A 26,796-nucleotide genomic window follows, 5' to 3' on the forward strand; every position below is an offset into this window, starting at 1 on the left:
CTGTCTCCTGAATCCCTCGGATATTTGTACTATTCTTGAAAATTGATTTCCCTGGCGGAAGGGAGGCGTCCGTTCCCGCATTTCCTCAGAAGGAGGGGGATGACTTTGCGCCTGACCCCTGCAAGAACGCCTGTAAGGGCGGGCCTCTGCGCCCGCCCGTTCTCGCATTTTATAGCAGGACCATGATACAGGGGCCGCCCCCCGGCGGCCCGCCAACACAAGGGCCTTACATAGGGCCGCCAGAGGGGGCGGCCCCTGCATCAAATCTCCGAAGGGGACACATCCCTGACGCGGCGGACGCAAAAAGAGGAGGGACATCCCCTCCTCTCCGCTCTTTTCTATTTGCCCCACTCCGGCATGAAGCCGCAGACCGGGCACTCGAAGGCCCGCCAGCCGAAGCTGCCGAGGCGTTCCCCCTGGCGGGCCATCCGTCCGCAGCAGGGGCAGCGGGTAAAGGCCGCCGCGCTCAGCAGAACGGCAGGCGGCACAGCCAGCAGGGCGGCGATCTCAAGGGCCGTCCAGCCTGTAACGATCCCCGCGATCACACACAGCAGCGCCAGCAGGCACAGTCCGTCCGCCAGCCCCGCCCGGCGGCAGAATGTTCGGGCAATCCGGGTTTTCTCCTCCGGCGTCAGGTCCCGCCGGGGCGGCTTGTTGGGAAAATATTCATTCACAGGCGCACACCCCTTTCTCTGACCTGTTTCCTGATTCCTAACTCCTCATTCCTCATTCTCTCCGGCCGTGAGTCATTTGTGGTACCGGCTTCCGGCGTTGATCTGGTACGCCCGGTAGATTTGTTCCAGCAGCATCACCCGGGCCAGATGATGGGGGAAGGTCATGGGGGACATGGACAGCTGGGCCCAGGCCTCCGCCTTGACGGACTCGTGGAGGCCAAAGGACCCGCCAATCAGGAAAACCAGCCGCTTTTCAAGGCCCCGCTCCGCCCCGCCGGCCCAGGCGGCCATGGTCCGGGCCAGCTCCTCGCTGGACCGCAGACGCCCCTCCACGCACAGGGCAATCACCCGGGAGGAGGGGGGAATCTTTCCCCGGATGGCCCCGGCCTCCTTTAAAAGGGCAGCGTCCACCTGGGCCTGAGAGGGATTGTCCGGAAGGCGCTCCTCCGGCAGCTCCACAATCTCCAGCTTGCAGAAGCGGGACAGGCGCTTGACATACTCCGCCGCCGCCTCAGTGTAGAATTTTTCCTTCAGCTTCCCCACGCAGATCAGACTGACTCTCTGCATAACGCCCTCCCAACCTCATGGGCCTGGCCCGGGCAGTCCCGTGGAGCCACCGACAGCAGTGGGGCCAGCCCCGCCCCGGACAGGGCGGTTTCCACCGCCCGGCGGGCCATGGCAGGCGTGTTGTTCTCCCGGCTGAGATGGGCCAGGATAATCTCCGAGGCCCCGGCCTCCGCCAGGGTCACGGCGAAGGCGGCGGCGTCCCCGTTGCTCAGGTGCCCCCAGGGGCCCAGAATGCGCCGCTTCAGATAATAGGGATAGGGACCGCTTTTCAGGGTCTCCACGTCGTGGTTGGCCTCCAGCACCGCCACGTCCACGCCGGGGAGAACCTCCGCCGCCTCGGGCGTAACCGCGCCGGTGTCCGTCAGCAGACCCAGACTGCCCTCCTCTGTGTCAAACCGCCAGCCGCAGGACCCCGGCGCGTCGTGGGAGGTGGGGAAGGCGGTGATCCGGCAGTCCGCCAGGGAAATTCCGCGGCAGAACGAGACCTCCCGCAGGCGGCTTTCCGCCCCGGGGAACCGCTTCGCCAGGGCCTCCGCTGCCGGGGCAGAGGCGAAGAGGGGACAGGCCGTTCGCTTCAGAAGGGTCTGGAGGCCGGAAATATGGTCGCTGTGGGTGTGGGTGATGAAAATGCCGTCCAGGTCTCCCAGGGCCGTGCCCAGCGTCCGCAGGCTCTGTTCCACCCGGCGGCAGGAGATGCCCGCGTCCAGCAGCGCCTGTCCGCCGGACCAGGAGACCAGGGCGGCGTTGCCGGAAGAGCCGCTGGCAAGGGTATGTATCGCCGTCAAAAACCGCCGCCTCCCTTCCGTTTCCCGGGGGCTGTCAGATCATAGCTCATGTTTATCAGCACCTTTATCGTTTCGTCGCCGGCTTCCTCCAGAGAGACGGACAGCCAGTTCCCTTTGTTCATGTGATAGGCCGGGTAAATCCCCGGCAGCTCCCGAAAGGACCCGATTAAAAGGGGATCGCACTTCACGTTCACCACGTCCAGCAGCCCGTCCCCCGTCAGACCCAGCCTGCTCCCGGGAATCCTCATCACCAGGGCAAACCACTTTCGGTTCCCGGTGTGGCGGAACACGACATAATCGGGATATCGGGCCCAGGGCCGGTCCGCCGCCGCGGCATAGGTCCCCGTCAGATAGGCTTCCAGCGCCTCCCGGTTCATCGGCTGGTTCCCCCATTTCTCAGAAAATCGCTGAAGCCCTTCAAATCCGCCTTCGTCTCCCGGGGCAGGTCGTTGAACTCCACATCCCGGACTGCTCCCTCCAGGGCGTAAAGATGGACCAGGCAGACGCCGGGGTACAGGGCTTTCATCCTGAAAAACGCCTCCTTTGCCCCGGCCTCCGCCAATGCCTCCGGGGACCCGATGCCCACGGCGGTCAGCTTCCGGGCCATCTCCGGCCCAATGTTCCTCATGGATGTCAGGTCCGCCATGCCGCTCCTCCTCATGTACAAAACCGGAAGGCGGAAGCCTTTCTTCCGTCTCCCGGTTTTCTCGTTCCGGAATCCCCGGGGAAATTATCCCAGGCCCAATTCCTCCCGCTCGTCCGGCTCCTCCACGGCCCGGATATTGGCTCCCAGGGCCCGGAGCTTTTCCACCAGATTTTCATAGCCCCGCTCAATGTAGTGGACGCAGCTGATCTCGCTCCGGCCCCTGGCCGCCAGGGCGGCAATCACCAGCGCCGCCCCCGCCCGCAGGTCAGGGGCCTGAATGGGCGCGCCGGAAAAGTGATCCACGCCCTCCACCACGGCGGTCTTGTCGTCCACCTGGATGGAGGCCCCCATCCGCCGCAGCTCGTCCACATAGCGGTAGCGGTTGCCCCACACGCTTTCCGTCACCAGAGAGATGCCCTGGGCCAGGCACAGAACCGTGGTCAGCTGGGGCTGCATGTCCGTGGGGAAGCCGGGATAGGGCAGGGTCTTGATATTGGCCTTGTGGAGGGGGCCGTTCCGGCGGACCAGAAGGGTATCCTCGTGCTCCTCCACCTCCACGCCGCACTCCTGGAGCTTGGCGGTGATGCAGTCCATGTGCTTGGGAATGATATTTTTCACCAGAACCTGACCGCCGGCGGCAGCCACGGCGGCCATATAGGTGCCCGCCTCAATCTGGTCGGGGATAATGGCGTAGTTTCCTCCCCGGAGCTGCTCCACGCCCCGAATTTTGATGGTGTCGGTGCCCGCGCCCCGGATGTTGGCCCCCATGGAGTTCAGGAAGTTGGCCAAATCCACGATATGGGGCTCCTTGGCGGCGTTTTCAATGGTGGTGTTCCCCCGGGCCATGACAGAGGCCATCATAATGTTCATGGTGGCCCCTACGGACACCACATCCAGATAAATGCTGGCCCCCTTCAGGCCGTCCCTGGGGGCGGTGGCCCGGATGAAGCCCCCTTCCACGGCCACGGTGGACCCCAGGGCCGTGAAGCCCTTGACGTGCTGGTCAATGGGCCGGACGCCGCCGAAGTTGCACCCGCCGGGCAGGGCCACCTCGGCTTGTCCAAAGCGGCCCAGCAGAGCCCCGATGAAATAGGTGGAGGCCCGGATGCGACGGGCCATGTCATAAGGGGTCCGGGTGGAGCGGATGCGGCGGCAGTCCACCTCTACAGTGTGCCGGTCAATGGTGCGGACCCCCGCGCCCAGCTGCTCCAGAATGCTCAAACACAGCGTCACATCGGAAATCTGGGGAATATTCTCAATCCGGCAGACCCCGTCCACCAGCAGGGCGGCGGGTATAATGGCAACAGCGGCATTCTTCGCGCCGCTGATCTCTACTTCACCACAAAGGGGCGTTCCGCCCTGAACAATATATTTTGTCAAAATCTTGACCCTCTCTTCAAGATAAATCTTTTCCGCGCTCTGCGGCAGCTCTTCCGCCCACGGACCGGTATTGTTCACTGGGAACAGTTTGCCCGCCTGCCGGCGCTTCATACCCGCGCCGGGCAAAATACAGGCAAATTTTTCTGCTCCTGTCCGCTGCCGCCGGACACGCAGAAGTATCATAGCACATCACGCCTGGAAATGCAAACCCTTCCTGACGCATTTTTGAAAAAGAGGGCATCCGGACCAGCATTTCCGTCAAAACAGAAGGAAACCCCCGGAAGGCCCGTCCAGTTTTTGGAAAAAAGGTCATCCCGCCGTGACGGTTCCGCTGACGCAGTTTACATAGTAGTCCGCCGTGTCGGTCATCACCCGCCAGGCCGGCGTCAGGGAGATGGCCGCGCCGGTGTTCTGGAGCTCATAGCAAAGCTGGGTCCCCGTCACCGAGGAGGCCACCGCCGCGTTTTCCCGCCGCATCCGCTGAAAGGCGGTGAGGGCCCCGGCGGCGCTGAGGACCTCGTCCGCCCCCTGGACGGGGACGCCGCCCTCCGGCAGCAGCGTGCCGCTGACGGCGGTGACGCATCCCCCCTCCACGGTGAAGCGCACCGTACAGTTGAACACCGGCAGGCCCCCCCGCACGCACACGGCGCTGGCGCTGCCGTTTCCCTCCTCGTCCAGCAGAAAAACGGGCTCCTCATAGGAAAAGGTCCGGCAGAAATCCCGGCAGAAGTCCTCCGGTTCCTCCGACAGGCGGCCCGCCGCCTCAAAGCCGCCGCTGGAGCGGAACAGGGCCTGCCCTCCGCCGCTCTCATAGGAATAAATGCCGCCGCCCTGGTCGTCGGAGGCGGCGGCCTCCCCCAGCAGGAAGGCGGCGGCCCTCTGCTCCAGGGCGGTGTCCCGGCTCAGGGTCAGGCCGGCGGGAGGCGTGTCCCGGGAAATGGCATAGATATCCAGGGTCATGCCGTCGGCCTCAAAGAGCTCCACCAGCTGCTCCGCCGTCCGGCGGAAAAATTCCTGCTCGGCGCTCTTCCGCACGGCCAGGGTCCCCAGGAGGAAGCCGTTCACCAGCAGCAGAATCAGGATGATGATATTTTTCAGACGGAAACGGTCCAAGGGCGGCGCCCTCCTTTCAGAACCTGTATTCATAGCCGGGGGATGCCGGATGGGCGAGGATTTTTTCTGTCAGACAAGGAGAGCTTCTGCGCCCGCGGGAATCCTGACGGATTTCAAGTCCAATCAACGCTGTCCTGACGGAAAAGGATGCCCTGAGACGGCATTTTGACGGTTTTCAACCAGACTCATGGGAAACCGGCGCGGTATGGTGGGAAAAGACCCCCCAGACAGCGTTCAGCGGTTGTGCATACAGGTTTTTAGAGCCTGTTTAAAATCCGGCGGAGTGCCGGATTGGGGCAGATTTTTTTGTCGGGCAAGGCAGTTTGACGCAGGAATCCTGACGGATTTCAAGTCAAACCAACGCAGCATCGGCGGAAAAAGATGCTCTGTGACGGCGTTTCGATGGATTTTAATCAGGCTCTTAGACGTCAGTCCACCAGCCAGTGGGCAGCGCAGTCGCTGCCGTCCACATAGCCGATGGTCAGCTCCCGTCCCGGGTCCCGCGCCGCCACGGCCAGCGCCTGGGGGAGGGGCAGCAGAAGGGACTGCTCCTCACTGGCGGTATACTGGCGGAAGCGCAGAATCAGGGATGTGACGGTGGTCCCCGTCAGTGTCACCTCGGCGGCGCAGCCCCCGCCGGAGAAGCGGATGGGCACGCCTCCCACCTGATAGTCAAATTGCAGATTGGTCACGGCCCCGTTTTGGCGGATGCTCTTCAGATAGGGCAGCGCCGCCCCGGAGACCGGAGTCAGCACCGTGTTCAGCAGAGCCCCGGTCCCCACGGCGGCCTCCCGCAGGGTGGGCGTCTCCTCCTGGGCGCTGATTTTCAGAATGGGGTCCCGTCCGCTCTGATAATAGACGCTCTGGTCCGGACGGATGCGCAGGGCCCGGTCTCCGTCGGTAATCAGCTCCGTCCCGTTGGACTCCAGATACCGGGTCCGGGTCCGGGGGTTGAAGCTCAGGGCGGACAGCAGCCATCCGGTGTCCGCCAGCGGGTCCCCCTGAATCAGCACCGGCAGCGACGGCAGCTCCTCCGGCAGCAGGGAGCAGGGGGCCAGAAGCTCCGCCGTCTCCTCCCGGTCCTGGGCAAAAAAAGCGCCCCCCAGCTCATAACGGCTCACGGTCTGGGTCAGGCTGTCCGCCGAGACGGCGGTAAGCGCCCGGCAGCAGATTCCGCCGCCGTCCCAGAGATAGAGGGCCGTGCCGTCCTCCTGGGCGGCGATGACCAGCCGCCGGGCGGAGAGGGTCCCGTCCAGCTCCTCGACGCCGTCCACCAGCGCCCCCAGCACCGGCAGGGGCAGGGCCGTGAGAAAATCATAGTAAAGGGAGGGGCCCTCCAGGGCCTCCATGAATTCCGCCTCCGTACAGGGGACGAAGGACCTGGCAGAGCCCAGGGCCTCCGACAGGCGGCGTCCCAGAGGGTCGGCAAAGGCCTCCATGCCGGTGGTCATGGTGACGCTGCCAAATCTCCCGTAGGTTCCCGTCACCGCCACCCGCACCGGGGCCACCAGCACCGCCGTCTGCGCCGAGGCGCTGACGGTCTGACCGCCCCCCGCCAGAGCCGCCGCGCCCTTGTGGATGCCCAGGCTGTACAGCTGCGTCTGTGTGAACAGGGCCGCCGCCGAGAGGAAGAGCAGCGTAATCACCATATTCTGAACCAGATCCCGGCGGGCCCGGCGGCGCTCCTCCGCGGCCGCGCCGGTCCCGTCCCTGTTCCCGCGCCACTTTCCAATCTTCACGGCCACCCCCCCTTCTTTAGATAATTAGGAATTAGGGATTAGGAATTAGGAATGAACAGCGGAAACCATTCCTCATTCCTCATTATATCTCCACTCTCAACTCTTCACTCTGCGCTCTTCACTCTCTCCTGGGCAATGGGCAGCACCAGGCGGACGGTGGTGCCGGGTCCCTCATGGGGAACGATGGCGATGGTTCCCTGGTGACGCTGGACGATCTCCCTGGCGATGGACAGCCCTAAGCCCGTGCCGCCGGACTCCCGGGACCGGGCCTTGTCCACCCGGTAAAAGCGGTCGAAAATCCGCTCCCGGTCCTTCTCCGGAATACCGATGCCGTTGTCCCAGACCTCCAGCCAGACGGTCTCCTCCTCCGCGCCGGCAGTGACCCGGATATCTCCGCCTGTGGGGGTGTATTTGATGGCGTTGCCCAGAATGTTCATCATCACCTGCTCCAGCCGGCTCCGGTCCCCGGTAATCAGGGGCAGATGCTCCAGGGTCCCGCAGACCAGGGTGTGTCCGTGCTGCCGGGCGCTGAGGGCGCTGGAGCGGACCACGCTCTCGATGGCCTCGGCAAAGGGGAAGCGGGACAGTACCAGCTCCGCCGAACCCCGGTCCAGCCGGGAGAGGGTCAGCAGGTCCTGCACAATGTGGGTCATGCGGTCCGTCTCCGTGATGATGATATCCAAAAAATTGTTGGCCATGTCCAGGGGGATGTCCCCGTTGGCGTCCCGGAGGGTCTCGGCATAGCTGCGGACGTTGGTCAGGGGGGTCCGGAGCTCGTGGGACACGTTGGCCACAAATTCCTTTCGCCGCTCCTCGTTGCGGTGCTGCTCCGTCACGTCGTGGAGCACAATCAGCACGCCGCCCCGCTCCTGGTCGGAGAAGGGGGCCAGATAGACCTCCAGGGTCTTCTCTCCCGCCAGCATCTCCGCCTCGGCAAAGTTGGGCCGCTGGAGGGTCAGCATCTCCCAGAAGGGGAACAGGCCGCCGAACAGCTCCTCATAGCTGCAGTCCTCCGTCACCGGCCGCTGAAGCATACTGTTGGCGGCGGGGTTGCAGTGAATCACCGCGCCGTCGTGGTCAAAGGCCACCACGCCGTCGGTCATGTGGAGAAACAGGGTGTCCAGCTTGTTCCGCTCGTTCTCCACGGCGGCCAGGGTGGACTGAAGCACCCCCGCCATTTCGTTGAAGGTCCCGGTGAGGACGCCGATCTCGTCGGTGGACTCCACCGGCAGGGCGCTGTCGAAATCTCCGGCGGCCACCTTCTCCGCCCCGGCGGTGAGCTTCTCAATGGGGTCCACCATGGTCTTGGACAGCAGGAAGCTCAGCAGCACCGAGATCAGAAGACCAATCACCAGGGACTGCATGATGATGACAAAGAGCTGGCTGTTCAGCCCGGACACGGTATCCCGGGTGTCCAGAATGTAGATGATGAAGGCGTTGTCTCCCCCCAGAATGGGAATGGCGGCGTCCATGTAGTCGGCGGTGACGTCGCTGGCGTCCCCCACGGCGGTCTCGTCCCCCCGCAGGACGGCGTTCCGGGCCGTCAGCAGATTGGGGCTCTGCTCCCGGGGCAGGGCGCTTTCGTCGGCGGAGCCGGTGAGGTAGGCCCCGGTCTCCCCGTCCAGCACGAAGTAGTTCCGGGTCCGGTAGTCAATGCCCAGCTTGCCGGCGGTGAGCTCCAGCAGCTCCTGAATGCGGACGGCTCCGTCCTCCTGCCCCGCCTCTCCCCGGAGGGACGTCACAAACTCCCGCTGATCCGCGCCGAAGACGCTGTTAATCTGCTGGTAAAAGGTGTCGTTGAAAAACCCGGAGACGTTGATGGTCAGAAAGGCCCCCACCACCGCCATCAGGGAGGTGATGAGCAGCAGCAAAATCAGCGTCAGCTTCATATGGAGGCTTCGGAACATGATTGACACCTTCTTTCCCGCTGTTCGGCCGGGGCTGGTCTTTCAGTCCCCCAGCCTCCCGCGTCAATTTTGCTCTGTCCACTCCGTCCATCCAAGGATTTCCCATTCCTCCGGGTCCCGTTCCGGTCCGAAGGCTTCCTCCAAGGTTATTCCGTGAATCACAGCCGTTTCCTTTGTCTTTTTGTGCTGAATCTCAAACGCGCATACGATCTCCGCTTCATCGTCTTCGCAATACTGGCGGATCAGAATCCAGTCGTCCGGGTTCATCTCCGGGTTTCGCCGGAATGCGTCCCGGAGGTTGTATCCCCAAATGACCGTCCGCTCCCCGGTTCCCTTATGCTGAAATTCAAACGTCCACATAGAGCCCCGCTCCTTTCAGTTTACCGCAAAATAGTACCCCGCCCCTCTCCGGGTCAGGATGAACTGGGGATTGGCCGGGTCCTCCTCGATTTTCTCCCGGAGCCGCCGGACGGTGACGTCCACCGTCCGCACATCGTCCCCCACATAGCCGTAGTTCCACACCTGTTCCATCAGGTCCACCCGGGAAAAAACCTTGTTGGGCCGGCTGGCCAGGAAGGTCAGCAGCTCATATTCCCGCTGCGTGAGGTCAATGGCCCGGCCCCCCCGGAAGACCTGGTGACTGTCGGTATTGATGGACAGGTCCCCGGCCACGGGCATGGCGCTGTCCGCCGCCGTGGCGGCGGCAGGGGCGCTCATGGCGGTGCGGCGGATGTTGGCCCCCACCCGGGCGATGAGCTCCCGCATGGAAAAGGGTTTTGTGATATAATCGTCGGCCCCGGTCTCCAGGCCCTTCACCTTGTCCTCCTCCTCCTCCCGGGCGGTGAGGATGATGATGGGCACGTTGTCCCCCTCCTCCCGCAAAAGGCGGCAGACGTCGAAGCCGTTCATCTTCGGCAGCATCACGTCCAGAAGAATCAGGTCCGGCTGTTCGCTCCGGGCCTTGTTCAGTCCGTCCTCGCCGTCGTAGGCCTCCAGAGTCCGGTATTTCTCCTTTTGCAGGTTATAGCGCAGAATATCCACAATATTTTTCTCGTCCTCTACAATCAGGACGGTCTTTTCCTCGTTCATGCAGCTTCCTTTCTTTAAATCCCGGTTTGCGTTCCCGGAATTCACAGCTCAGATTGTCCCCAGTCCAAATCCCAGCCATCCAGCTTTTTCCAACGGAATGTGTCTTTGAAATCACTGTAACATTTTTCACAGATACAGCAGCTTAAATCTCCTGGCACAAACCAGAGTTGATAAGGACTGCCTTCCACCTTCTCGAAGCAGAATACACAATTTTTCAGATCAGGCGCGCAGCCCGCAATCTCTTCTCCATCCGTTGGATTCAGCTCCATTTCCTTCAGGTGCTCTACGTCGTTCAAAAGACGCCAGTCCTCTTTTTCTGCCGCCATATCCGCACCTCTTTTTCAAAGCATCCCTGTTACGACAGCCTGTTTCCGCAGAACCACGATTCCAAAAAAGATCATGGATTCGCCGGATTCTGCCGGGAACGCAAAGTCGAATTGGGGCTTCTTCAAACCGTCAGAAGGGAGGAATCAGGAATGGAACTTCCTCCGGCCCGCGGAAAATCCCCGGCTTCTTCACTCAGAGTCTGTTTAAAATCCGGCGTTTCGATGGATTTTAAACAGGCTCTCAGAGGTTCAGGAGCAGCTTGGCCTTCAGCACGGCGGTCACGGTCTTGGCGTCCTCAATCTCGCCCTCCAGACAGCGGCGGACCATTTCGTCGAAGGGAATCCGCTCCACGTTTAAAAACTCGCCGGGGTCCAGGTGCTGTTTCTTCATCTTCAGGTCCCGGGCCAGATACAGGTGCAGAACCTCTCCGTAGCAGCCGGGGGAGGGCAGAATGCGTCCCAGGGACTCATAGCGCCCCGGCACCGCGCCGGTCTCCTCCTCCAGCTCCCGGAGGCCGGCGGAGGCCGGGTCCTCGCCGGGGTGGTCCAGCTTGCCGGCGGGAATCTCCACGGTGTTCCGCCCGAAGACATAGCGGTACTGGGTGACGGTGAGGACGTTGTTCTCTCCGTCCAGAGCCAGCACGGCCACGCCGCCGTTGTGGTCCACCACCTCCCGGGGGGCCTCCGACCCGTCAGGCAGGGACACCCGATCCACATGGACGCTGACAATGCGCCCCTTAAACATCTCTTTCCGCTCCAAAGTCTTTTCCGTCATATCCATCATAACCGTCATCCTTTCCGCCGGCCCGCGGTCCAATCGGTTCCGCTGTCGCTTAACAGTTGGATTATACCACACCGGCGGAAAAATGCAAAGAAAAAAGCGCGGAGAGGTGTGTCCCGCCGCGGATTTTATCAGGGGGTGACGGTGTGGGGGCGGACTCCGCCCTGTCTTTTGGACGTGCCAGGGGAAACGGGCCGGGGCAGAGCCCGGTCCCTGCTGCGTAAAATCTCCGAATGGAACACCCCTGGACTCCGGCGGTTTCGGGAGACGGGCGTGCGCGGCGGAACCGCCGGACATACGCCGCAAAAAGCGGGGGAGACCCGCCTGGGTCTCTCCCGCTTTTCCTTTCGCAGCCTGTATGTCTTCCGCCATCCTTTGCCGCAGCCTGTCTCAAAGACAGCGGGAGCCCTCACACATAATTGCAGACGCGTGCAATCGCCATTTCCGTATAGCCCAGCGCCTCCGATTTCGTGAGCCTTCCGCCAGCCACCTCGGAAACCAGCTTCAGCAGCTCGTCCCCCAATACGCTGAGACTGCCGCCGTAAATCAATGGGGAGGCGTCAAAATCCATATTCTCCCGCATTTTCTCAAAGGTAATCCGGTTCCCGGTGAGCTTTATAACCGGAACAATCGGATTTCCGGTGGGCGTTCCTCGCCCGGTGGAGAACACCACAATCTGTGCGCCCCCCGCCGCCATGGCCGCTACGGAAGACGGATCGTTTCCCGGCGTGTCCATAATCACCAGACCCTGATGCGGACTCACCTGCTTGGCATAGTCGTACACGGCATTGATGGCGGTATGCCCGCCCTTGTGAATGCACCCCAGCGACTTTTCCTCCAGGGTGGTAATGCCGCCGGCCTTATTTCCAGGAGACGGATTTCCATTGCGGACATCCTCCCCCACCTGCCTGAGAGCTTTCTCATAGCGGTGCACTATTTCAAAAATCCGGCTCCGAACCTGTGGCGTCGCCGCCCGGCGGGCCAGAATATGCTCCGCTCCAATGAACTCCGTGGTCTCGGAGAGTATCGCCGTACCTCCGGCGGCTGTGATCCGGTCGCTGAGACTGCCAATCACTACATTGGCCGCCAGGCCGCTGGTGGGATCGCTTCCGCCGCATTCCGTCCCGATAATCAACTCGGAGATGGGAATTTCCTCCCTCCGAAGCAGCGAGGCTTCCTCCGCCAGCTCCCCGGCGTACCGGCAGGCTGCCTTGACCGCCTCCGACGTGCCGCCGGCCTCTTGTATAATGACCTGCCGGAAGGGCTTGTTGGTCCGCTCCCGGATTGCGGCGGATACCAAATCCATCTGACAGTTCTCACAGCCCAGGGACACTGCTACCGTGCCATAGATGTTGGGATTCGCGGCAAAGCCCGCCAGCACATCCATTGTGAGCTGCTGGTCAGGCGCCACCTGTGCGCAGCCCTGCTGATTGTGAAAGGTGACGGTTCCCTGTATCTGCTGGGAAACGATTCTCGCGGTATCGGACGCGCAGGCGCTGGCCGGAAGAATCAGCACCTTATTGCGGACGCCTGCCCGCCCGTCCGGACGCCTGTACCCTGAAAATGTCATATCCCTTTTTCTTCCTCCGTCCCGGTCTCCAGGCTTTCCCGCCGGCTTTCCAGATTATGGGTGTGTACATGTCCGCCCTTTTGAATCGGCCGGGAAGCAATTCCGATGTGCTCCCCATATTTGACAACCGGCTCCCCGGGGATGATATCCCGCACCGCGATTTTGTGGTAGATGGCAATATCCTCCTGGGCGGTCATATGGATTTCCCGGCCTTCACATTCATAGAGGACGGCCTCCCCCTGACGGACCGGCTCAATGGCCACCGCCACGCTGTCACGGGGGTCAATGATCACTGCATTTCTCATATGCGGAAATCCCGGGTCAGTCTTCAAAATACTTTGCGATATGCTTTGCGACGGTGCAGACCTCTCCTTTGCTGTTGAGAATTTGAACGTCTGCCACCGTTTTCATCGCTTCTTCATCCTTGCTCTCAACGGTGTATTTTACCGTAATGGTATCCCCGATGAGAATTGCCCTGATAAAACGGATGTGATCATAGCCCGCAGAAACGGCCCGCAGACTCTGGTGGTCCAGCGCCACAGAGGATGCGGCGGAGATAAAGCCCACGCCCAGCGCCCCGTGTACAATCCGTGTGCCGTAGACGGATTCTTTCATATACGCCTCATTCACATGATTCGGATGAAAATCACCTGTGATACCCGCAAAGAGATATACGTCGCTTTCGCTGACGGTTTTGCTGAGTGTGAAGGTATCCCCGGGATTCAGTTGAATCTTGCCCATCATCAGTCTCTCCTTATCTTTTATAAATGTACGCAGCCTCAGAAAAATCGGCCGCCGTCTCCAATCCAGAGGTCCGCGTTGTTCCCCATGACCTCCTTCAGCTCCTCGGACCTTTTTTCAATCTCATCCATCAGGTCTCCGGGAACCTCCTTCTCATAGGCAGCCAGGTTCTGCCGCAGCTGCTCAGGGAAACGCGCCCCCACCAGTACGCTCTTGACGCACTGCCGCCGCTTGAGAAAGTTCATGGCGATTTCGGTTGGAGTGTATCCGCTTCGCCCGCAGACGTCCATCAGGCTGTCAAGAAAGGCAAACACCTCTTTCTCAAAGCCGGTGTCGTTATGCCGTCCCTGTTTCCACGCTCCGCTGTAAAAGCGCGTCTCCCTCCGCCCCATAGGCACATCCTCTATCCGGCGGAATTTGCCGGTCAGCAGCCCCTGAGCCAGGGGGGAATATGCCCAGACACAAATGCCCTTTTCCACCGTGGCAGGGATAATCTGCTTCTCCGCAACCCGCCAGATCAGCGAATAGGGCAGCTGATTCATCGCCACATCATAGGCCTCCGACAGGGCCCCCACGCACCCGGGTCCAGCGTTGCAGATGCCGGAGGCCCGGATTTTCCCCGCCTTTTTCAAATCCTCAAAGGCTCCGTAGGTCTCGTCCAGCGGGATGTCCGGATTGGGCCAATGCACCTGATAAAGATCGATGTAATCCGTTTGCATGCGTTTCAGGCTGGCCTCGCAGTGGGCAATCACATCGTCATAACCCAGCGCGTCTGTATAAACCTTTGTCGCCAGAACAGCCTCGGAGCGGCGGCCCTTCAGAGCGGTCCCGGTAATCTCCTCCGACCTTCCTCCGCCATAGCGCTCCGCCGTATCAATCAGATTGATTCCGGCGTCCAGCGCACAGTGAATCGTGTCGGCCGCCTGGCGGCTGTCGCTGTCTCCCCAAAGCGTTCCGCCTGCGAAGGCCCAGGTTCCCAGCGACAGACCGGAAACCTGAATCCCGCTTTTTCCAAGCTCGCTTTTCTCCATGCCCGTGCCTCCTTCAATAAAGCTGATAGTCCGCAGGTCAGCCGGGGCGGTGCATCCACATCATCAGCACCTTTGTTCCGGTCTGACAGACGGTTCCCTCCTGATTGACAATCTCCATTGCCAGCTTCAGCACCCCTCTGTCCGGCTTGCTTTTGCTGGGGCGAATCTCACGAACCGACGCACGGCAGTGGATGGTGTCCCCGAAGAAAACCGGCGCTTTAAACTGCCAGTCCTCCACACCCAGAAAGGCAATACAGGAGTCACGCAGCAGGCCCAGCTGGAACAGAAGCCCGTGAGACATGGAGAGAATCAGCAGTCCGTGAACCAGCCGCTGCCCAAATTCACCCCGCTCCATTCGCACCTTATCAAAGTGGTTGGGATGCAGGTCTCCGGTCAGGCATCCGAAATTGACGACATCTGTCTCCGTAATGGTCCTGGCCGGCGTTATAAACTGCTGACCAAGTATGTACTCATCCAAATAAACCGACATGATTCCGCGCTCCCTCGCTTCCAACATTATACAAACAGCCCTGCGTCCATCTTCCGGCAGCATTCGTCCACCGTCACCGGGAAGGGGATGTGGGCAAGAACGTCCCGCTCCATATCCACGCCGTCCGCAAGCTCAATCAGATGCAGGCCGTCGTCCAAGGCCCGGAATACCGCCCGCTCCGTAATAAAGAGAATGGTCTGTCCCTTGCTTCTGGCGTTTCTGCCATTGAGGGTAATCTGCTCCACCTCGGGCACCAGCTTGAAGAACCTGCCCTCCTGACGGATGTTCAGCCGTCCGTCTTCAACCGCGATGTCCGCCCCGCCGGAGGAAAATGTGGCGCAGAATACCAGCTTTTTCGTTTTGTGCGCAATGTCTACAAAGCCCCCGCAGCCGGGCACGATGCCGTTGAAGCTGCTGACATTGACGTTGCCGTGGCGGTCCATTTGCCCGCAGCCCAGGAAGGACAGATCCAGCAAACCGCCCCGGAACGCCTGGAACACCTGGGTGGGGTCCATCAGCGCAGTGGGGTTGATATTGGTGCCGAAGTTGCTCCGGTCTCCGGGAACGCCTCCCAGGGAGCCGTGCTCCGTGAAGAATGTAACGCCGTCCATCGTCCCGTTTTCCACCAGAATCCGGGGCAGGAAACCGGGAATTCCAACTCCCAGATTCACGGTTTTCGGCGGCTGTCCGATTTCCATGGCCGCCCGGCGCAGAATCACCTTGCGGATGTCCAGCGGAAGACGTTCCAAGCGTCCAAGGGGCATCCGATTCTCGCCGGTAAGGGCAAAGTTCAGCCGCCCGCCGGACAGCGGCACGTCCTCCTCCACTACAACGGCGTCCACCAGGATGCTAGGAACCACAACCCGCTTGGGCGGCAGAGAGCCGCTGGCCGCAATCCGGTTCACCTGGGCAATGACCTTGCCGCCGCACGCCTTGGCCGCCGCCGCCATGGAATAAATGCCTAGGGAAACGGGCTCCTGCTCCAGCGTCAGATTGCCGTTTTCGTCTGCGGTCTGGGCCCGAATAATGGCGACGTTAATCCCCGGGTTTTTATAGGACAGCATTGGGTGCCCGCCCAGATTGACGAGACTGACAATATCCTCTGTGGTGCGGCTGTTAAATTTTCCGCCGCCATATCTGGGGTCCACGAAGGTGTCCAGACCCACGTCTGTCAGCGTATAGGGCTCGCCGCAGGAAATATTCTGGAGCATGCGGTAAAGGGTGCCCATGGGCATGACGTAGGCCTCCAGCTTGTTTTCGCGGACCAGCCGGCTGGTCCGTGAAGTCTTCAAAAAGCTGAAGCCGCTTCCGATGGAACGGGTCAGAAAGCCCTCATGGGCGAAGTGCTCCAGACCACAGTTCTCTCCCATGCCGTAAATCACGGGATGAATGTCCGTCAGGTCCCTGGGGTGCCCGGTACTGACAAAGCGCTCCTCCAGCGCGGAGAGAATCCGGTCCGGCAGAAGCAGATTTTCGCAGCCGCAGACCACAATGGTATCTCGGTCCTTCACCAGCTCTGCCGCCTCTTGGCGGGTCATTATTTTTTGTGACATGGCGTCCTCCTATATCAGCGCATAAAGTATTCGCCCCACATCACCAAGGGCGGCGCAAACACGCAGATTGCCAGACCAATGGCTTGTACGGCAATGAAGGGCAGAGCGGATTGATAGATGGTTTTCAGCTCCGTCCCCTCGGGCGCAGCGCTCTTCATATAGAACAGGGAGAAGCCGAAGGGGGGCGTCAGATAGCCGCACTGAAGCGTGACCATGAAGCAGACCGCAAACCACATGGGGTCTATGCCCGCGCTCATAATCAGCGGGGTGAAAATCGGCGCACAGATTACGATGATGGCAATGGTGTCAATGAAGCACCCCAGGAAGAACACAATCGCCAGGCAGGCAAGAACCAGGCCGGTGCTGCCGCCGGGAATCCTGGCGGCCACCTCCGCCACGAACTTGTTCCCGCCAATAGCCACAAACACAGAGCCGAAATAAGAGGCCGCCAAGGTGATGAAGCCCACCATGGCAATATTCTTCAGGGTTCCGATGCTGGCGTTGAGCAGCGCTCTGAAGCTGAAGCGGCGGTTGAACACAGAAATCAGCACAGCGCCTACACAGCCGCAGCCCGCCGCTTCCGTGGGCGTGGCCAGTCCGCCGTAAATCGCGCCCAGAACGCCGATAATCAGCAGGCAGGGCCAGAAAATCTTTTTCAGGCCGATGATATTTTCCCTGAAGGATTTCCGGTCCTCCGCCGGCATGACCGGGCAGAGGTTCTTATTCAATGTACACCGGATGGCAATGTATCCACAGTACAGCAGTGCCAGAACGATGCCCGCGCTCATGCCCCCTGCGAACAGCCCGCCGACGGAAACGCCGGTCATGGTTCCATAGACAATCATGTTGGTACTGGGCGGGATAAGCTGTCCCAGCGTTCCGCCGGAGAGGACCGCACCCATGGAAATTTTCTCGTCATACCTGTATTTGAGCATCTGGGGCAGCGCGATGGTGGTCAGGGCGATGACGGTGCCCGCCACAACGCCGGTCATGGCCCCCATCAAAGCGCCCACGATGATGGTGCACATCCCCAGCCCTCCGCGAATTTTAGCAGTCCAGCTGTAAAACGCCTCGTAGAGGTCTTCTACAATTCCCGCTTCAAACAGCATCAGCGACATGAAACAAAACAGTGGAGTCGCCAAAAGGTTCCAGCTGTTCATCGTTGAGATCGCCGCCGTCACAATTCCGTAAATGCTTCCGGAGCCCCAGAGGACATAGGCTGTTCCCAAAGCGACCAGGGCCAGCGCGTAAACAATGGGGAGTCCGATGACCAGCATCACAATCAGCAGGCCGAACATCATCAAGGGCATATAAGCTTCCATCATTTCTCCTCCTTTTTGCCGGCCGTGCCCTTGCGCTCACGGAGATACTGAAGGGATTCCCGAACCTTTTCGATATAGGAGATGGCCGACCGAACCAGCAGCAGCGCAGACCCCAGAGGGATGCACAGCCGGACGGGCCAGAGATAAGGTGCCCAAAGGCTGTCGGAGCGCTGTCCGATGTCAGCCGCCTTTATAAAAGCGCTTCCGCCCTTTTCGATTAAAACCCAGCAGAAGACGGTACAGGCCAGCATTGACAGGGTATCGGCCATGATTTTGAAGACCCCGCGGTATTTCAGATAGAACAGGTCCATCTGGACATGGGCGTTACACGCCTCGCCATACGCGCCGCCAATCATGAAATAGGCGCCGAAAATCATGCAGCACAGCTCCTGGGACCAATCTGTGGGCTGGTGCAGGGCGTATCGCATCACCAATGCCTCAAACGCGGGCAGAGCAAACAGAACGACAATGACCAGCGCCCAGTATTTCCCGAATGTGTCAAGACCTTTTTTCAAGGCGTTTAAGAACTTCAAGAGATTCCCCCCTTTTTTAAGAATGCGCGCTGCCCGAAGCCGTACCGAGCAGCGCACACCGCGTCGGCCGCTTACTTCTGAATCTCAGCAGCGACATCGGCATAACCGTTGTCATTCAGGAATTGGATATACAGGTTCAGGAACTCGTCGGTAAGCTGGGACTTGCCCCAATAATCCTGCAGCGTGCGGGCCGCCGTGGCCTTGATCTCCTGAAAATCCTCATCGGAGAAGGTCAGGCATTCAATGCCGTTATCCAGCAGCACCTGCCGGGTCTCAACGTCCGCCTCATGGATGAAATTGAAGGTGTAGGAACGGTTCTCCCTGCAGCAGTCCTCCAGGACCTTCTTATACTCTTCGGGCAGCTCGTTATAGGCGTCGGTGTTCACAACCAGGTTGCCAACCTCCACTCCGGACGTGGAATGGGGTGTGGGCTCAACGATGTACTTGGCAACCTCGTGCAGCGCATTTCCGTAGTTGTCAGAGTATCCGCCCACCTCGAAAGCGTCGATTGTGCCCAGCTTGGCCGCAGAATACACATCGCCCATGGGCATGGTTACCACCGCGCCGCCCAGAGCGCCGTACAGCTCCTGACCCAGGCCGCCGCTTCGAATCAGAACGCCGTTGAAATCGCTGAGGCTCTCAATCCGGGCGTTGGACATGAAGCACTCGCCGGGCAGATCCAGAACGTTGCCCACATAGGTCAGGCCCATGGTCTCATAAGCCTTTTTCACCAGGGGCTCATACATGGTGAGAAAGGCCTCATCCAGGCTTTCATCCACCCACAGGTCGGAGCTTCTGAAGGCCGCCAGCTTCAGCATAGGTTCAATGCCGGAGTGATAGTCGTTGGAGGTAAATGCGGCCTCGGTCACGCGGTTGTTGACAGCTTCCACCAGGTCCTCCTGGCCGTACAGGGTTCCGGCGGAGTAGACTTCAATGGTAAACCTGCCGTCGGTCGCGTCGCTGACCAGCTGGGCAAAGTGCTCGACACAGGTCTGACGGTTGGTGCCGGAGGTCTCAACAGACTGGGCCCTCCAGGTAACCTTAGGGAGATCCCCGGCCTCTCCTCCGTCATTGCCGGAAGCACCGGGCTCCGCCGCAGGTTTGTCTCCGCCGCCGCAGGCGGTGAGTGTGGCAATCGCGAGAACGCACGCGAGGATGAACGCAAGTTTCCTTTTCATGTTTGTCTCCTCCTGTTTTTTTATTATGCTCCCCAATCGGGGTCAGCATCAAAAACCACACGGGGCATTTTGTCCCGCCGCTCCGTTCAGGCCGGGTCATCCCAGACCACAACGCCATCCTGACGAAGCCGGTCAATCTCGCCGCTAGTATAACCGGCTTCCAATAGGATGTCTCTGGTATTGGCGCCCTTGTCCGGCGGCAGCAGGCGAATCCCGGTGGATTCCCCGTCGTACTTGACGGGATGGTTCAGAACCCGGATATCGCCGGCCTTGGGGTGGCGCATGGTGACAATGGCCTTATTCCACTGAATCTGAGGATCGTGCTCGATATCCTGGTATGTAAAGGGCTTTGTATGCCAGATGCCATGCTCTGCAAAAATCTGGTGCCATTCCTCCGTTGTCTTCTTCCTCAGCTGCCGGGAAACCACCGCGTCATATTCGTCCCGCCGGTCCACCGAGTCCCTGGCGGTGAAGCCGTCCAGACAGCCGGGCTCAAAAACCTTCAGCATATCTTCGTGTTTACAGAGAGAGATGGAAATATAACCGTCTTTCGTCTCATAAACCCCGTAGGGCGCAGCCTGAAAGCGGTTTGCCAGACCCGAGGACAGCCTGTCGGGCCAAATCTTCTCCGGCGTATTCAGGTAATAGGCATAGGGCTCCATCTGGAGATTCAGCACGGATTCCACCAGGTTTACGTCCACCCGGTGCCCCTTTCCGGTAACCTGCCGGTTGTTCACCGCCGCCAGAATGCCCATCGCTGCCAGCGTTGCGCTGTGAGCGTCGGCAAAGGAGGTGCCCACAGGCGAAGGCCGTCCGCTGCCCGTCATATCCACAATGCCGCCCATGCTCTGGGCAAGGAGATCCTGACCGGGCCGGTCCTTGTAAGGGCCGCTGGAGCCAAAACCACTGAGCGAACAGTAGACCACCGAGGGATTGATCTCCCGCAGCGCCTCGTATCCAAATCCCAGCTTGTCCATCACGCCGGGACGGAAATTTTCAATGACGATGTCGTACTCCTTCACCAGATCGTAAATAATCTTCTTCCCTTCTCCGGACTTCAGATTGACGGCAATGGAGCGCATATTGCGGTTTGCCAGCATGAAGAACACACTGACGCCGTTCACAAAGGAATCCGGCCCGGACCAGCTCCGTTCAAACGCGCCCTTTGGGGACTCCACCTTGATGACATCCGCGCCCAGGTCCCCAAAGATCTGCGCACAGGAAGGGCCCTGCAAATAGTGGGTAAAGGCCAAAACCTTCAGATTTTCAAGCATTGTTATCTTCCCCCAACTTCATGTTTATATTGTCGCCGCAGCCGAAAAGAGTCAAACACTTGGTTTCAGCTCCGGGACATAGATGCCGCAGAGTCCGCAAAGCGGCACACGGCAGACTTCGCAGGCAGCACACAGCGTTTTTCATGCGCCGGCGGTCAAATTCCGCTCAAAAACCGTATACCGGTTTTCCAGTGTGTCAGCCATATCAGCCTTCCGGCTGTCCAGAAGAATTGGTTCTTTATTATGAACTTAGTTCTTAAATATGGATCTAAAAAAATGGAGTGTCCACCCGCTCATTTGCCACCGAGGCAAAATCGCAGGGGATGGTTCTCTGACTGGTCCGTCTTCCGGGAGGCTGGCATTTTCGGGTGAGACGTTCTCGGAACCCTGGCGGCGCCAGAAGGACGGGATGCCCAGGATGGCCCATACAAAGAATCATTTCGTTAACACGTCCTCCGTAAACCCATCATGGAAACTCAAGCGCCCTTTCAATGTTCATTATTACGAACTTAGTTCGTAATATATAGGACAAATAGCTTTTCCAAATCCGGAGACGGCACGCTCCGGCCATCCGGGGATCTGGAAAAAGCTTTAGAAGCGGGTCAGCTTGTGGCTGGAGGCAACAGAGGCGAAACCTCATCCAGGTAGGTTTTCAGCACCTCTGTATACCGCAGCATATCATCCTGCTTCATCAGGATGATGGGCGCGCCCATACTGACGCTTGCCAGAATGGTTCCGTTGCAGGCAAACAGCGGACGGGCAACGCCGCGGCAGTTTTCCTCGCTTTCCTGGTCATCCAGAGCATATCCCAGCTTTTTGACCCGGGCAAGCTCCAGCTTTAAGTCTTCCTTTGTGACAATTGTCTTATCTGTGAACCGCTTGTACTCAATACGGTCAAGAATTTGATCCTGCTTCTCCGGCGGCTGCCAGGCCAATAGAACCTTTGCGGAGGCACTGGTGTGCATCGGCAGGGGTTCGCCCACTGCGGTAAGCTGCATGGTAAAAATCCTGCCGGGAAACTTCTCAATGCAGATCACCGTGTCCTCCGCCATAATGGAGATGTGCAGCGTCATTCCGGTATCTTCCGACGCCTTTTGGATGTAGGGGACGGCAATCTTCCGCCAGCTGGCGTTTTTCTCATACGCGCTTCCCAGTTCAAAGAGCTTATAGCCCAGGAAATAGGTCCCGTATTGATTGGACGAAATAAAATGCAGGCTCTCCAAAGTCTTCAGAATCTGGAAGGTGCTGGATTTCGCGTATCCCAGGCCGTTTTGTATTTGTGAAAAGGTCGCAGACTGATTGTCCTTGATAAACTGAAGAACCTCCGCCGCCTTGACAACGGACGAAACCGTATAGTCCCGCATAACAGACTCCCATAACCCTTTGGTGTAATTTCAGAAACCGGTTCGTCTATATGATATGCCTGCCCTGCCGTCTTGTCAAGTTTAGATGTGCCCAGCGGAAACTTTTTTTGTATTTTACACAAAAATCAGCTCAAATTGTAATCATATGGCTGAAATTTGGGTCCAGCTCCGGGAAATCCCGGCGGTAATGACTGCCCCGGCTCTCCCTTCTGGCCAGGGCGGACTCCGCAATCATCCTGCCAGTGTCAATCAGATTCTGAAGCTCCAGCACCCTTTCAACCGGGACGGGTTCCGCCGCGGTTCCGGCGCGCAGTTGTTCCTCCAGCCCGGAAAGGGTGTTCAGATACTGTTCCAGCGCGGGTCCCTCCCTGACAATCAGCAGCGCCGCGTCTGAGGATTGCTGGAGCTGGCGGAGAATCTCATCTGCATCTTTCCGGGAAAGTTGTCCAAATGCGGACAGCGCATCCGTCTCCCGGCGGATTTCCTCCGGGGAAACAGCCGCAGACGCCGTCTTTTTCGCCCGTTTTGCCGCTGCTTCTCCCGCTCTTTTGCCAAACACCTGACAGGTGACAGACATATTGCCTCCCAGGCGATCCGCCCCATGGGGGCCGGAGGCCGCCTCTCCGGCGGCATACAATCCGGGAACGGAGCTCTCTCCATGCTCATCAATCCGAATACCGCCGTTAATGGCGTGGGCAAAGCAGGCAATTTCAATCTTTTCCCGGTACAGGTCCACCCCCAGCTCTTTAAACCGGCGATAGGTCAAGGGCCACATCGGCTTCAGCAGGCTGTTTTTTTGAGAGAATATCGCATCGAAGTCCACGTCCAGAAAATCGAGGCAGACATTGCCTCGGGCAGTCGGCTGTCCATGGGTGATTTCATCCTGAATCGCAATCTCCACATAGCGCGAAATATCCCGGACGCTGAAGGGAAAATGCCCAATCTTTGCCGCTACCGCTTCACGCTCCGTGCACCCCTGAACATACCGCTCAATGAAGGGCTCCCCGTTTCCGTTGGTAATTCTGGGAACCGCCTCCCAGAGCTGATTGCCGAACAGGTTTACCGCCGGCCAGGCCAAGCCGATTCCCGCCTGAACAAACTCCATGTTGCTGATTGCGGCGCCCGCCCGGCGGGCCATGGCATAACCGTCTCCCGTGACGTCCGCCGGATACATGTTATGGGCAAACAGCGTGCTCGCCCCGCCGCAGGCGATGATTACCCCGCCGCATTGGATGGCCAGCAGCTCTCCGTCCTTCAGGCCGAACGCGCCGACACACTCCCCGTTCCGAAGGATCAGATTGGTAATGGTCACCCCCTCCAGGGCTTTGATTCCCCGGCGTGCCACTTCCTCCCGCAAGGTCTTCACAATGGGCTTGAAATGATTCTCCACCACATGAGAACGGGCCTTTTGGGAAAAACAGGCCCGGTAGCCCATATAGCCGTCATCCTCCCTGCGGGCAAAACGCATTCCCAGCTTCTCCAGATAATCCTTGGCGGCGCAGGCCTCGTCCGCCACAATTCTGGACAGCTTCAAATCTGCCATGTCCTGGGCGGCGTCGGCAATGTCCCTGTAAAACTCATCCGGATTGTCCGTGGGGTCTATGGCCCCATCTGGCACGTTAAATGCCCCCACCTCCGCAACGCTGAAATAGGTCGCGCCGCTTTTTCCGACAATGCCCTTGGACACAATCAGCACATCCGCGCCGTTCTCCTGGGCCGCCAGGGCGGCCCGCAGCGCGGCTCCGCCGCTTCCCACAACCAGCACGCCGGTTTTCAGTCTTTTCACATTCATGTCCACTCCTCCTTATATTTGTGTGATTTGCCTGCTTAAGCGCCGGAAAAACTTTTCCTGAAAAATACTCCCAAACATATTGAAAACCCGGGTTGAATGTGTTAGGATGGTCTTGTCCGATATTTAGAACTTAGTTCGCAAATATGAACCAAAATATTTGCGGCTGCCGGAAGGGCCCTCAGACCCATCCAAAACCAGCTCGCGAATATGCTTCCCGCCTCAGGGCAGTCTGTGTTTCTGTCTCGTATCTTATCTGAATTTTTCTTCATTGTCAAGGGGCATTCTCCAGCCGGGAGGCCGTCCGTTCAAATGCGCGGGACAAACGCGCTGAAATATCAGGAGGTTTTGTTATGGAAAATTTCTCATTCTATTCTCCGACACTGTTTTCCTTCGGCAGGGGAGAGGAGGCCCATGTAGACCAGCTGGTCCAACGGTTCGGCGGAAGCAAGGTTCTTCTCGTCTACGGCGGCGGCTCCGTCAAGCGCAACGGCGCTTACCAGGCGGTGACAGACGCCCTGCGGCGCGGCGGAATTCCGTTCTGCGAGCTGTCCGGCATTCAGGCCAATCCCCGCAGCGGAAAGGTATACGAGGGAGTCGAGCTGGTCCACAGGGAACGCGTGGATTTCATTCTGGCCCTGGGCGGCGGCAGCGTCATTGACACCGCCAAAGCCATTGGCTTCGGCGCGGTTTATGACGGTGATTTCTGGGATTTCTTCACCGGAACGGACATCACCGCCACGATGCCGGTCGGTGTCATTCTCACCATCTCCGCCGCGGGAAGCGAAGGGTCCGACAGCTGCGTCATCACCCATGAGCAGGGGAATCTGAAATGGGGCTGCCGCAAAACCGACGTTATCCGCCCGAAATTTGCCATTTTAAATCCTCAGTTTACCTGCTCCCTGCCCGCTTATCAAACCGCCAGCGGAGCCGTAGACATGTTCTCTCACATCTGCGAACGGTATTTTACCAACACCCCCGCCGTCGCTCTGACGGACCGGCTGGCGGAGGCACTGATGAAAACCATTCTCTCCGCCGCCCCCCGCGCCATCGCCGATCCCGGCAGCTACGAGCCGCGGGCCGACCTGATGTGGGCCGGCATGTTGGCCCATAACAACCTCTGCGGCACCGGGCGGGCTCAGGACTGGGCCAGCCACCAGATTGAACATGAGCTCTCCGCTTTTTACGACTGCGCCCACGGTGCCGGACTTGCTGTGGTCACTCCCGCCTGGATGGAATACGTAATGGAGCACAATGTCATGCGCTTTGCTCAGTTTGCCGTCCGAGTATTCGGCTGTGAGATGGATTTCGCCCAGCCGGAGTTAACCGCCAGGGAGGGCATCTGCCGTCTGCGGGCATTCTTCCGCTCCATCGGTATGCCTGTCACTTTGGAGGAAATCGGCGCAGACCCGGCGGACATTCCAGACATGGTGCTCCACCGGGCCCAAAAGCCCGGAGGCTTCCCCTTCGGCAGCTTCGTGCGCATCCATCCGGAGGATATGCGGGCCATTCTGGAAAAAGCTGCCGCAGCGAACACATGACAAGGGATTGTCCAGTTTTAACGAAAGGAGTTTCCTATGAACATACTGATCTTAGGAGGAACCGGAGCCATAAGCCGGGAAATCGTCCGGCAGGCCATCGGCTGCGGCCATGAGGTGACCATTTTCAACCGGGGGACGCAGCCGCCTCCTTCCGGTGCGCGGGTCCTTGCCGGAGACCGGCATAACGCCGGGGACTTTGCACAAAAGATGGCCCAAGTAGACGCAGATGTCGTGATTGACATGATCTGCTTCCGGGAATCCGATGCCCGGCAGACGGTGGAAGCCTTTGCCGGAAGGGCAACGCAGCTGATTTTCGCTTCCTCTGTCGCCGCCTATGACCGGCCCTGCCGCAGCTTTCCTGTCCGTGAGGTGCACGAGCGCCTGCGTACGGACCCCGCTTTTCAATATGGCTTTCAGAAGGCGGAGATGGAGCGCTTTCTTCAATCGGAAATGGGAAAAACCGGCACGGCTATTACCATTCTGCGTCCCTCTCTGACCTTTGGCGCCGGCTCTGCCAACTTCGGCATCCTGCGGCAGAATCGAAATGTGGCGCGGCGGATTGCAGAGGGCAAGCCCGTTGTGATGACCGGAGAGGGCGCAATTCCCTGGTCCTTCACCTTTACGCCGGACCTGGCGTCGGCCTTTGTTTTGGCCTGCGGCAATGAGAAGACCTATAACGACTGGTTTCATGTTGCCAATACCGAACAGACCGTATGGGAAGAGCTCTACAGAGCCGTGGGCCGGGCTGTGGGCCGGGAACCTGTTCTGTATTATGTCCCCTCCAGGCTTCTGATGGAGCTTGACCCTCAAACCTGTTCCCATCTCTATTATGAGAAGGTCCATTTCGCATTTTATTCCAACGAGAAATTTTTAAAGGCCGCCCCCGGGTTCGCGCCGAAGATTTCCCTGGATGAGGGCATCCGGCAGCTGGTGGATTGGTGGGACGCCTCCGGCTTCCCATATGACCCGGAAAAAGAGCAGCTGGAGGACGGCGTGTGCCGTCTATACGAAGGGTTCGCAGACGGGCTGACCGCTCTGCGCCGCCAAAATGAAATCCACAGTCAGGAGTGATATGATGAAAAACATTCATACTATGCCCACCATGGAGAGCGTGGAACAGTTTAAAGCCGCGCTGTCGTCGGACCGGGGCGCGCTGGGCCTGTTCATGATTTCCACAGACCCGGCCTTTGTGGAGGCGGCCGGCTATGCCGGATACGACTTCGTGCTGCTGGATATGGAGCATGGCACCACAACCTTTCAGACCCTGCCACACCTGATCCGCGCCGCCAACGCCGTTGGCGTCTGCCCTGTGGTCCGGGTTCCCCGGGGGAGTGATATCTGGATTGACCAGGCCCTGGACGTGGGCGCCGGAGCGCTGATGATTCCTCAGATCGACACCGCGG

At 59.5% G+C, this 26,796-nt stretch carries 28 protein-coding genes; 3 read left to right on the top strand and 25 right to left on the bottom strand.

The features are described 5' to 3' along the window. Positions 1–338: 338 nt before the first annotated feature. From Q0063_RS10675 to Q0063_RS10795, 25 genes are all read right to left on the bottom strand, one after another. Positions 339–674 carry a hypothetical protein gene (locus Q0063_RS10675; RefSeq protein WP_297871962.1) on the bottom strand — a complete coding sequence of 112 codons (336 nt, stop codon included), beginning with the start codon at positions 672–674 and terminating at the stop codon, positions 339–341. Between the two features lie 72 nt (positions 675–746). Next, entirely contained in the window at positions 747–1,241 is a 495-nt protein-coding gene (rlmH, locus tag Q0063_RS10680) for a 23S rRNA (pseudouridine(1915)-N(3))-methyltransferase RlmH (protein ID WP_297871963.1), read from the bottom strand. Beyond that, a complete protein-coding gene (locus Q0063_RS10685; RefSeq protein WP_297871964.1) occupies positions 1,223–2,026 on the bottom strand; it encodes an MBL fold metallo-hydrolase in 804 nt (267 codons plus the stop codon). The genes rlmH and Q0063_RS10685 overlap by 19 nt, the downstream gene beginning before the upstream one ends. After that, the gene (locus Q0063_RS10690; protein ID WP_297871965.1) at positions 2,023–2,403 is read right to left on the bottom strand and encodes an MmcQ/YjbR family DNA-binding protein; all 381 of its coding nucleotides are present in this window, start codon (positions 2,401–2,403) and stop codon (positions 2,023–2,025) included. Before Q0063_RS10690 ends, Q0063_RS10685 begins: the two co-directional genes overlap by 4 nt. Then, entirely contained in the window at positions 2,400–2,672 is a 273-nt protein-coding gene (locus Q0063_RS10695; RefSeq protein WP_297871966.1) for a TfoX/Sxy family DNA transformation protein, read from the bottom strand. Before Q0063_RS10695 ends, Q0063_RS10690 begins: the two co-directional genes overlap by 4 nt. Before the next feature lie 84 nt (positions 2,673–2,756). Then, positions 2,757–4,052: a UDP-N-acetylglucosamine 1-carboxyvinyltransferase gene (locus Q0063_RS10700; protein ID WP_297871967.1), complete on the bottom strand. Its 1,296-nt coding sequence runs from the start codon at positions 4,050–4,052 to the stop codon at positions 2,757–2,759. Between the two features lie 309 nt (positions 4,053–4,361). Further along, positions 4,362–5,165: a hypothetical protein gene (locus Q0063_RS10705; RefSeq protein ID WP_297871968.1), complete on the bottom strand. Its 804-nt coding sequence runs from the start codon at positions 5,163–5,165 to the stop codon at positions 4,362–4,364. A 428-nt stretch (positions 5,166–5,593) separates the two neighbouring features. Further along, positions 5,594–6,904: a hypothetical protein gene (locus Q0063_RS10710; protein ID WP_297871969.1), complete on the bottom strand. Its 1,311-nt coding sequence runs from the start codon at positions 6,902–6,904 to the stop codon at positions 5,594–5,596. A gap of 104 nt (positions 6,905–7,008) precedes the next feature. Further along, a complete protein-coding gene (locus Q0063_RS10715) occupies positions 7,009–8,811 on the bottom strand; it encodes an ATP-binding protein (protein ID WP_297871970.1) in 1,803 nt (600 codons plus the stop codon). A gap of 63 nt (positions 8,812–8,874) precedes the next feature. Further along, on the bottom strand, positions 8,875–9,171 hold the full coding sequence (locus Q0063_RS10720) for a hypothetical protein (protein WP_297871971.1): 297 nt from the start codon (positions 9,169–9,171) through the stop codon (positions 8,875–8,877). 15 nt (positions 9,172–9,186) lie between these two features. Continuing rightward, positions 9,187–9,900, bottom strand: a complete 714-nt coding sequence (locus Q0063_RS10725) for a response regulator (RefSeq protein WP_297871972.1) — start codon at positions 9,898–9,900, stop codon at positions 9,187–9,189. A gap of 41 nt (positions 9,901–9,941) precedes the next feature. After that, positions 9,942–10,226, bottom strand: coding sequence for a hypothetical protein (locus Q0063_RS10730; RefSeq protein WP_297871973.1), 285 nt, complete (start codon positions 10,224–10,226; stop codon positions 9,942–9,944). 241 nt (positions 10,227–10,467) lie between these two features. Continuing rightward, entirely contained in the window at positions 10,468–11,010 is a 543-nt protein-coding gene (locus tag Q0063_RS10735) for an NUDIX domain-containing protein (protein WP_367180370.1), read from the bottom strand. Positions 11,011–11,416: 406 nt separating this feature from the next. Continuing rightward, positions 11,417–12,577 carry a UxaA family hydrolase gene (locus Q0063_RS10740; RefSeq protein WP_297871974.1) on the bottom strand — a complete coding sequence of 387 codons (1,161 nt, stop codon included), beginning with the start codon at positions 12,575–12,577 and terminating at the stop codon, positions 11,417–11,419. After that, positions 12,574–12,882 carry a UxaA family hydrolase gene (locus Q0063_RS10745; protein ID WP_297871975.1) on the bottom strand — a complete coding sequence of 103 codons (309 nt, stop codon included), beginning with the start codon at positions 12,880–12,882 and terminating at the stop codon, positions 12,574–12,576. The genes Q0063_RS10740 and Q0063_RS10745 overlap by 4 nt, the downstream gene beginning before the upstream one ends. Before the next feature lie 16 nt (positions 12,883–12,898). Next, positions 12,899–13,321: a MaoC/PaaZ C-terminal domain-containing protein gene (locus Q0063_RS10750; protein WP_297871976.1), complete on the bottom strand. Its 423-nt coding sequence runs from the start codon at positions 13,319–13,321 to the stop codon at positions 12,899–12,901. A 35-nt stretch (positions 13,322–13,356) separates the two neighbouring features. Beyond that, the gene (locus tag Q0063_RS10755) at positions 13,357–14,349 is read right to left on the bottom strand and encodes an aldo/keto reductase (protein WP_297871977.1); all 993 of its coding nucleotides are present in this window, start codon (positions 14,347–14,349) and stop codon (positions 13,357–13,359) included. Positions 14,350–14,386: 37 nt separating this feature from the next. After that, on the bottom strand, positions 14,387–14,839 hold the full coding sequence (locus tag Q0063_RS10760; protein ID WP_297871978.1) for a MaoC/PaaZ C-terminal domain-containing protein: 453 nt from the start codon (positions 14,837–14,839) through the stop codon (positions 14,387–14,389). Positions 14,840–14,865: 26 nt separating this feature from the next. After that, positions 14,866–16,392, bottom strand: coding sequence for a CoA-transferase (locus Q0063_RS10765; RefSeq protein ID WP_297871979.1), 1,527 nt, complete (start codon positions 16,390–16,392; stop codon positions 14,866–14,868). A gap of 14 nt (positions 16,393–16,406) precedes the next feature. Further along, entirely contained in the window at positions 16,407–17,717 is a 1,311-nt protein-coding gene (locus Q0063_RS10770; RefSeq protein ID WP_297871980.1) for a TRAP transporter large permease subunit, read from the bottom strand. Further along, entirely contained in the window at positions 17,714–18,247 is a 534-nt protein-coding gene (locus Q0063_RS10775) for a TRAP transporter small permease subunit (protein ID WP_297871981.1), read from the bottom strand. Before Q0063_RS10775 ends, Q0063_RS10770 begins: the two co-directional genes overlap by 4 nt. A gap of 71 nt (positions 18,248–18,318) precedes the next feature. Then, positions 18,319–19,425 carry a TRAP transporter substrate-binding protein gene (locus Q0063_RS10780; protein WP_297871982.1) on the bottom strand — a complete coding sequence of 369 codons (1,107 nt, stop codon included), beginning with the start codon at positions 19,423–19,425 and terminating at the stop codon, positions 18,319–18,321. Between the two features lie 86 nt (positions 19,426–19,511). Then, positions 19,512–20,699 carry a CaiB/BaiF CoA-transferase family protein gene (locus Q0063_RS10785; protein WP_297871983.1) on the bottom strand — a complete coding sequence of 396 codons (1,188 nt, stop codon included), beginning with the start codon at positions 20,697–20,699 and terminating at the stop codon, positions 19,512–19,514. A 602-nt stretch (positions 20,700–21,301) separates the two neighbouring features. After that, a complete protein-coding gene (locus tag Q0063_RS10790; RefSeq protein WP_297871984.1) occupies positions 21,302–22,063 on the bottom strand; it encodes an IclR family transcriptional regulator in 762 nt (253 codons plus the stop codon). A 130-nt stretch (positions 22,064–22,193) separates the two neighbouring features. Then, a complete protein-coding gene (locus Q0063_RS10795; RefSeq protein WP_297871985.1) occupies positions 22,194–23,855 on the bottom strand; it encodes an FAD-binding protein in 1,662 nt (553 codons plus the stop codon). Positions 23,856–24,205: 350 nt separating this feature from the next. Between Q0063_RS10795 and Q0063_RS10800 the strand changes: the two genes are divergently transcribed. The 3 genes from Q0063_RS10800 to Q0063_RS10810 form a co-directional block, all read left to right on the top strand. After that, complete coding sequence (locus Q0063_RS10800; RefSeq protein WP_297871986.1) at positions 24,206–25,393, top strand: iron-containing alcohol dehydrogenase; 1,188 nt, start codon at positions 24,206–24,208, stop codon at positions 25,391–25,393. Positions 25,394–25,429: 36 nt separating this feature from the next. Beyond that, on the top strand, positions 25,430–26,464 hold the full coding sequence (locus Q0063_RS10805) for an NAD-dependent epimerase/dehydratase family protein (RefSeq protein WP_297871987.1): 1,035 nt from the start codon (positions 25,430–25,432) through the stop codon (positions 26,462–26,464). A 1-nt stretch (position 26,465) separates the two neighbouring features. Beyond that, on the top strand, positions 26,466–26,796 hold a 331-nt coding region (locus Q0063_RS10810), incomplete at its 3' end, for an aldolase/citrate lyase family protein (RefSeq protein WP_297871988.1).

This window comes from uncultured Oscillibacter sp., assembly GCF_947654275.1.
Taxonomy (GTDB): Bacteria; Bacillota; Clostridia; order Oscillospirales; family Oscillospiraceae; genus Oscillibacter.